The organism is Caballeronia sp. M23-90, from assembly GCF_053574605.1.
This window is the reverse complement of sequence record NZ_JBSIPA010000302.1, coordinates 1-8,052: the sequence shown is the minus strand read 5'-3', so window position 1 is coordinate 8,052 and position 8,052 is coordinate 1. Positions and strand designations below refer to the sequence as shown.

The following is an 8,052-nucleotide window of genomic DNA, read 5'->3' as shown; positions in this document are numbered from 1 at the left end:
TCGCCTTGTCCTTCGCGCCGACGTGGAGAATGCCGTTCGCGTCGATGTCGAAGCTCACTTCGATCTGCGGCGTGCCGCGTGCTGCCGGCGGAATGCCTTCGAGGTTGAACTCGCCCAGCAGCTTGTTGCCTGCCGCCATTTCGCGCTCACCCTGGAACACCTTGATGGTCACGGCGCTCTGGTTGTCGTCGGCGGTCGAATAGACTTGTGCGTGCTTCGTCGGGATGGTCGTGTTCTTGTTGATCATCTTCGTCATCACGCCGCCAAGGGTTTCAATACCCAGCGACAACGGCGTCACGTCCAGCAGCAACACGTCCTTGCGATCGCCCGACAGAACCTGGCCCTGGATCGCGGCGCCAACAGCCACGGCTTCGTCCGGGTTCACGTCACGACGCGGTTCCTTGCCGAAGAATTCCTTGACCTTGTCCTGCACCTTCGGCATACGCGTCATACCGCCGACCAGGATGATGTCGTCGATATCGCCGACCTTCACGCCTGCGTCCTTGATAGCGACACGGCACGGTTCCATGGTGCGCTCGATCAGTTCCTCGACCAGCGACTCCAGCTTCGCACGCGTAATTTTCAGGTTCAAGTGCTTAGGACCCGACGCGTCAGCCGTGATGTACGGCAAGTTGATTTCAGTCTGAGCCGCCGACGACAACTCGATCTTCGCTTTTTCCGCAGCTTCCTTCAGGCGTTGCAGCGCGAGCACGTCCTTCGACAGATCGACGCCTTGCTCCTTCTTGAACTCGCCGATGATGTATTCGATGACGCGCTGGTCGAAATCTTCACCACCCAGAAACGTGTCACCGTTCGTGGACAGCACTTCGAACTGCTTTTCACCGTCGACATCTGCGATTTCGATGATCGACACGTCGAACGTGCCGCCGCCCAGGTCATAGACGGCAATCTTGCGGTCGCCCTTTTCGTTCTTGTCCAAGCCGAACGCGAGCGCGGCTGCAGTCGGTTCGTTGATGATGCGCTTCACGTCCAGACCAGCAATACGGCCTGCATCTTTAGTGGCCTGACGCTGGCTGTCGTTGAAGTACGCCGGAACCGTGATCACGGCTTCCGTCACTTCTTCGCCGAGATAGTCTTCAGCGGTCTTTTTCATCTTGCGCAGCACTTCGGCCGAGATTTGCGGCGGTGCCAGCTTTTGATCGCGGGCTTCGACCCAGGCGTCGCCGTTATCGGCGCGCACGATCTTGTAGGGCATCAACGCGATGTCCTTTTGCACTTCCTTTTCGTCAAACCGACGGCCGATCAGCCGCTTGACTGCGTACAACGTGTTTTTCGGATTTGTCACCGACTGACGCTTTGCCGGCGCACCAACGAGAATTTCGTTGTTGTCAGTATAAGCAACGATTGACGGCGTGGTGCGGGCGCCTTCCGCGTTCTCGATCACCTTTATAGTACTTCCTTCCATGATCGCCACGCACGAGTTCGTCGTGCCCAGATCGATACCGATGATTTTGCTCATATCCGTCACCTTCAATTTGTCATTAAAAAGCTGTCCGCATTTGCACTTATATCCACCGACGGACGCAGCGCTATTGCTCCCTTAAGCGAGGCGGGATAGCCCTAAAGACATACCCATCTTTGTGGCGGCTTCCGCTCACCTTTCTCGCTGTCCGGATCTGCTCGTTCCCGCAGCTCGATCGCGCACCGGGGGCGCCAAAGAGGCGCTGCTGCGCGTAGGTGTGACTACCTCAACCCTGTGGCTTCGGTCGGCTTCCGCCTTTTCGGAGTGCATAAAGGCGATCCGCCCTGCGGGCTCCGTTTCGCCCGCCGACCACTGCCAGGCACGTCGAATAAGCAGCCCATCGCCACCACCGGGGCAGCGCGCGCGCAATCTAAGATAGCCGCTTATCGCTAAAATTCAAGACCCGTGAGGTCCGCAACACGGACTTTTAAATCCGCCGTTGGGCCTTCTCGCGTCGGCTCTTGATCGGAAAAGAACGTGCATTGGATTTAATAGACTGGCCCGCGCTTAGCAAACACCTCTTCAGGTGCGCTGAACTAGAATTCCAAACGAATCGATGCGAGATATGGCAGCGGTTATCTTGCTGACGCAGCAACCCGAATGCTCGTGCGCATAGGAGCAGATCGTCCGGCAAGAGCGCTTATGTTTGTCATGGGAGCACGTGGATCGCAGTTGCGCTCGGCTTGCTGCCATACCGGGGAAACTCATGGTCACGACCGCAATCGAGAAGGAATCTTTCCTGTGCTTGCGCTTGTAAGAGCAAATGGTTTAAAAGAAAAAGATCAGAGTTGTCCTGCCTATTTATGCTAGCGGGCCGCCAAGCTAATGACTTTCCGGATACGCCCGATTGCGCCGTCGCTCTAGGTGGATTCAGAGAGGTGTCAATGCGATAGGAGCAGATACTGGAGATGACGCTGATTGCGCCAGGCGCGCGTCTGATTGACTAACCGCTTTCCGGGGCCCTCCCCGGATCGCCGTGCCAGCGAACTAGGTCATCGACGCGGCCCTCGGCTGGATCAACGGATGTCCGCGTGACAAATGCAGGTTGCTGAACCGAAGCGTCGGCTGCCTCGTCTACATCGACAAGGTCGCCACCAGTATCGGGCCCAGCGAATAAGCATAACCAATCCTTGATTTCTGGGGGATCCAAATCGGGCAGTGGGCGCCACTAGCCAAGGCCGCCGACACGGATGCCAACACTGCTTCTTTTTTGCGGAGAAATCGATTACAACTGGCGCATAGCACCATAGAAGATGCGCTGCGCCTACGCTGCGAATGCAATGGAAAGTAGAGGTCGTCCTATGCATTCCAACGAGTCGTCAGAGCCATGTAGCTGGTCTTCAACACCGTGCATTTCATTATTTAAAGTCGGTCGTTTAATTCGGCACATTTGGCGACGATCAAAGACAGGTCGATTAAGCCCCACCCTGCTTTAGTACAGATCTCACGGCCGCCTTATGGACATATGATTCATATGAGTGAGCTCTATCCTTCGCTAACGATCGCTGTTAGTTATCCGTCGCGGCGGATATCATAGAAGGCCTAGTTTGGTCGTTCGGCCGTGCAGAATCCAACGATCGCGCCCGTCCGGGCCGAATCAATGTCCTGCTACTCGTCTCGCGAATCTTGGCTGTTCTTATAATCGCCCCGGGTCCTCGAACTTAAGGCAAAGGGAAAAGTATCCATTTGAAATGTCGCGCCGTCTTATCGCCTCGGTCTCTTATGGCCCCCGTCATACGTTTATGATCCGCAGTTCTCGATTGAATCTGGGATTCCAGAGCAAAATTTCTCTCATCAAAGGGTCATTCGAACGACCGTTTGTTGACATGCGGAGCTTACACCGGACACCCAGATCGTTGAATGCAGACGAGGTACTTGCGATGCGCTTGTGCCTTGCACGCGAACTCGCTTGCGGACGCCCGACAGAGCGACAGATCGAGCGCTTCACTGTCCGCGCACAGCGATCGTATCTGCGTGCAATTCACATAGACATGCCCTGCTAGAACAACCGCCGCGAATGCGACGATCGGCGTGCTTACCGTTCTCATCTCGCGTCCCAAAATGAAGATTTTGTCGCCGGCTTTTAATACGTGTCGAGCGCGTCACCGCAGTAGTAAGCCGGAACTAAGGCTAATTAGATATGTGCCCTGTGCGTCGCCGACAAGGCAAGGCCAGATGCGTACGCTCCGCAAAGACCCAGGTAAGCGGTGCGTTATGAGTGGATAGCGACAGGGACCACAGCTGGCCATTGCCAACCATCTTGCAGCGGCATCGCAACGTTTGCTGTAACGAGGTAAACAGGCGGCCATTTGGTTTGCCCGGGCAGCATCAGCAGCACAGACGACCTGCACGCCTACATGCGCCAATAGTTCCCCTTCGCGGATTGCGGACAGGCATACCTGAGATTTCCCACGGTGATCCGCCCACAACGCGCCGTAACGGCCCAACCCTTGTCTCCTAGCAATACTAGGCGGCCAAAATCATCGCGGCGTCTGGGTCGTCCAGCGAGCCATCGTTAATTGCCTGGACGGCATAATCAAGAGCCTCTCGCTGCGCGCCTTCCTTGCTGGCCCATCGTTGGCTAAAACGAGGAAGGTGCCAGTCGGACAAGGTAAGTCCATCGCGCTGGATTTGCACAATAGCGATATAGCTGTCTGGCGACGACTTTGGAGCTCCTAGATGGCGCACGGTAATTGGGCGAACCCTAATTACGAATCCCTTCCAGAACGTTTCAGTTACGTCGTGCATTTTATATCTCCAAATTAATGAATTACCATCCTTAGTGCCAAATGTATTCGATGAATTCAGCCGCGCTCCATGCAGCACTCCGACGTACGACAGTATTCTGGGCACCTCTTTTTTAAGTATTGCCTTAGCGCCGGCTGAGGCTTCGACTTAAAAACCGAATAAACGTTGGTTAAGTACGACCTTCATCTCCGCAGCGAACAACAGGTTGCCCAGCGAACCGTTGACTTTTTAACCCGCAGCCCCTTGAGCGGCAAAACAAGCTTGCTTGCACGCCCGCATCTGAGGGAAACTAGGCCCTTAATCTTGGCTGAACCAACTCTTATGCATAACGTTTAGCCGATTCACCCCACAAATCTTCTAGCCATGCTCTCCTCTTCGTACGGCTGCGCTGCTGCTGCTGGCGCGTTCGTTAAGGGGACGAGACCGCGAAGCGGCGCCTCCAGTTGCTTCGCGAGATTCAAAATAGAACGTTAACGAGCAGATATCAAGGAGGCCCGCTCAAAAAATTGGTTCGCGGGCTCGTCTGGAGACTTTGGCTAACGTCCGCGCCTCTAGTCGGTTTGCACACTTAAACGTCGCGGCCATTGCGCACGTGAGAAGTAACAGTTCGAAATTTTCACCCCAGATTTTGTAATTGATTTCGGAGCCTAGGTTTTCTAAGTTAAGACAGGTTGGTCGCAGCGCTCGAGTGTGAGCTCGCCATGGCGGCCCACGCGCTCAAGCACCGTCCGTCTTTGCCAGGAGAACATCATGAAACTTGTAAATCTTGGGATAGCTACCGCAGCCATTGCTGCGGCATGTGTGTGCGGATCCGCAGACGCCGCACGCGTGGGCGTATTTATTGGCGGGGTAGTGCCTTATTACTATCCTGTAGCGCCAGTTCCGTACTACTATCCGCCGGTGGTTGCACTATCAGCCCCACCAGTCAACTACGCGGAGCAGGCGCCGCAAACCTCGAGTGACGGCTCTGCTAAATCAAACACTTCTTGGTACTACTGTGATGGGTCGAAAGCGTACTACCCATATGTGAAGGAGTGCCCTGCGGGCTGGCGCTCTGTTGCGCCGCAGCCTGCGGTTACGAATTGAGGAAGTCGAGGATACGGCGATGGCCTCGTGAGGGTATTGCCCTGACGGCGATCGGGGTGTTCATTGGCATTTCAAGCATGTCCTGAGCTTCGAATCGCGCCGAAGATGATACGGCCATCGCCGGCACCGGTCAGTTGTTCGACATCATTCCTTGTGACCAAAAAAAGCGGCGGGAATACCCGCCGCTTTCGCCCTCCTACTTAACTTCAATTTTCTTCGATAAGGAACGCGACGACTCAATCTTGGGTAATCGCAGACTCAAGACGCCCTTATCAAATCTTGCTTCTGCTCGGTTAGGGTCAACCTCCTCGGGCAGCGGGACGCTTCGTGTGAACTTGCCATGCGAGCGTTCAAGCCGGTAACAACCATTCTCCTCCGAGCGAAGGTCCTGCGTTTTCTCGCCGCTCATAACCAACATTCCGCCTTCAACGGATACCTGAAGATCATTGCGGTCCATTCCGGGGAATTCGGCTGTGATTCGTAACGCGTCTCCATCGTCGACCACGTCAACGGGCGGTCGGAAACGTGACGAGCTAAAGTCCCCAAACCACCGGTCAATCTCGCCAAATCCGAAAGGCTCGCGCAACAGTTCTGCGAGTGCGATGACCGGGTCGCCAGAAAGAAAAGGCGAGCCATTAGGCAAGTTTCCAAATCGTTCTTGAACTTTAGTCCGGTCCGAATTTCCTGACTCGACAGAGCGGTCGTTCGGGGCCGATCTCGGATCGCCGACGGTCTTCCTTATAAACTTAAACGGGTTCCATCTCTTCAGCTCTAAGTTCATTTTTTCCTCCACAAGCTAATGCCTAGATACGAGATTACCGCAAGTATTTATTCAAGACGTTGCTGGACAGTATTTAAACGTGCGGATTCTGTCGCATTGAGCTTCGCCGTCCGTTTATCCCTTGTCTTTTCAGCCACGCGGGCCAGTATAAAAAACAGTCGTCAACTTTTCACCCCGGCCATCGCGAGTCCCGCCTCAGGCGGTGCGAAAGCGGCCGCTCTCAGCGCTTTACTCCTGGAGACGGAGCACAAGGCAATAACTTCTTTTCTGCGAACGCGCTGCTCTGCCACGCTTGATCGTAGAACAAGATAGTATTTATTTTGAAAATTTCAAGGCGGGGACCTACTTCCGGAAAAGGCGCGCGAAACGAAACTGACCCCTTGCAAAGTTAATTTACTGTGCACGCCCTCCAGCACGACAAAAACTTATCGACTACGAAGGCGAAGTTCGCATTTACTTACCTGGCCAGGGCAAGCGCGGAGTCCAATCACTGTGCTTCTGAGGGCTTGGGGAGCAACGCGAACACGTGACCGTGGATTTTAAGCGCAACGGTGATGTTTCAGCTTAGCCCTGACCATCGCGCTGAACGCACACGCTTACTGCGTCCGATGGCGGAAACCCATGGCGCGTCGTGCGGTTATCGTACTTGCCCAACTGACACAGTGACGCAAGGCGGCTATTAGGATCTGCGCTCAGGAATACGAGTTTTGCTAATTCGTCTTTCCGGAACAAAGTTCCTAATTTTCCATGGCTCACGCCAAGCGGGCTCCACGGCGGCGCCGCCGTCCGCGCGGGTGAGAGCTGCCCGCTTTGCACGAACCGGAAGGTACTATCGAGAATTATCACAGAGGCGAGGCGAGCGTCTGATAACAGGGCGCTGAGCGATGCCGCTCGCAAACAGCTACGTTGTTGAGGCGAGCGAGTGTGAAATGCAACGTCAAGGCGCCCCATTGCTTGCGAAGATGGTCCGGGATTTGCTAACCTGCTACGACCTCACTAAGGAGAGACAGATATGAAGACCCCATACCACGCTGCTGTTGCTGCCCTTATTAGCGTAGTGAGCGTTAATGCGCATGCTCAAGTCGCCGGCACTCAGCCGTTGACCGTTACGGTGCAGCAATCGGCGGCTTTGCTGCAAGGGTGGAGCGCGAAGAACGGGATTCTAGGTAAAGCGGTCTACAACGACACAAATGAGAAAATCGGCTCGATTAAGGACCTCGTGATTTCTCCGGACACTACGGTCTCAGCGGCCATAATTGGCACTGGTGGTTTCCTCGGAGTTGCCACGCACGACGTCGCCGTACCCATTGAATCACTGGACATTCGTAACGGTAATTTTTATCTGGCAGGCGCGACGAAGCAAGCGCTCAAGGACACGCCAGCGTTCGAGTACAGCAAGATACAAACACCGCCGAAGCCAAGAAAAGTCCAGGCTAAATAGCTTATGACGGTATCCGCGTGGACGTGCTCCTTAAGCTGAAGCGCCCCGGCGCCGGTAGCTCGCTCTACTGAAGCGGAGTTATGGTCGCTAGTTCGTTTGCCGCGAATCGCATCAACATGCCAACAATGTCATCGGAGAAGCGGGAAATCGGTCAGTATAAGAGTGAGGAATCGGCCTAGGCGCGCTTTTCATCTCCAATTTTGTGGGGAGCCAAAGCGATCATATTCCTGTTCATAACCTAGCTGCGCCGGGCCGGTTTTCGTATGGGCGAGAGTTGGGCGGTTAGTCAACGCGCAGTTCCCGCCGTCTACATCCGGACGATGGCATTACGAATAAATCCGCAGCGCCCCACTGAAAATCGAATGCGGCGCACCCAACGTTGAGCTCTAGTGTTCTGTCCCAGAAATAACTTTACATAGTTTCGCCACTTTCTTGAGAATGGAATCGGCTGTTGCAGTCCACACAAACGCTCGCTTGTGCTGGTTGTACTGCTGAACATAGCGCTCGATACTG

4 protein-coding genes and 1 pseudogene are annotated in these 8,052 nt (G+C 54.8%); 1 reads left to right on the top strand and 4 read right to left on the bottom strand.

Annotation, left to right across the window (positions count from 1 at the left end; genetic code table 11):
* From dnaK to ACRXB1_RS24320, 3 genes are all read right to left on the bottom strand, one after another.
* Nucleotides 1-1,480: molecular chaperone DnaK (dnaK, locus tag ACRXB1_RS24330; RefSeq protein WP_449493488.1), on the bottom strand; the 1,480-nt coding region annotated here is incomplete at its 3' end.
* 2,469 nt (nt 1,481-3,949) lie between these two features.
* Nucleotides 3,950-4,231, bottom strand: a complete 282-nt coding sequence (locus ACRXB1_RS24325) for a hypothetical protein (protein WP_449493487.1) — start codon at nt 4,229-4,231, stop codon at nt 3,950-3,952.
* Between the two features lie 1,282 nt (nt 4,232-5,513).
* Nucleotides 5,514-6,098, bottom strand: a complete 585-nt coding sequence (locus ACRXB1_RS24320; RefSeq protein WP_449493486.1) for an Hsp20/alpha crystallin family protein — start codon at nt 6,096-6,098, stop codon at nt 5,514-5,516.
* Nucleotides 6,099-7,110: 1,012 nt separating this feature from the next.
* On the opposite strand from ACRXB1_RS24320, the gene ACRXB1_RS24315 reads away from it, so the two are divergent.
* Complete coding sequence (locus tag ACRXB1_RS24315; RefSeq protein ID WP_449493485.1) at nt 7,111-7,539, top strand: PRC-barrel domain-containing protein; 429 nt, start codon at nt 7,111-7,113, stop codon at nt 7,537-7,539.
* 386 nt (nt 7,540-7,925) lie between these two features.
* On the opposite strand, the pseudogene ACRXB1_RS24310 reads toward ACRXB1_RS24315, so the two are convergent.
* A pseudogene (locus ACRXB1_RS24310) lies at nt 7,926-8,052 on the bottom strand (IS630 family transposase); the annotation flags it as partial.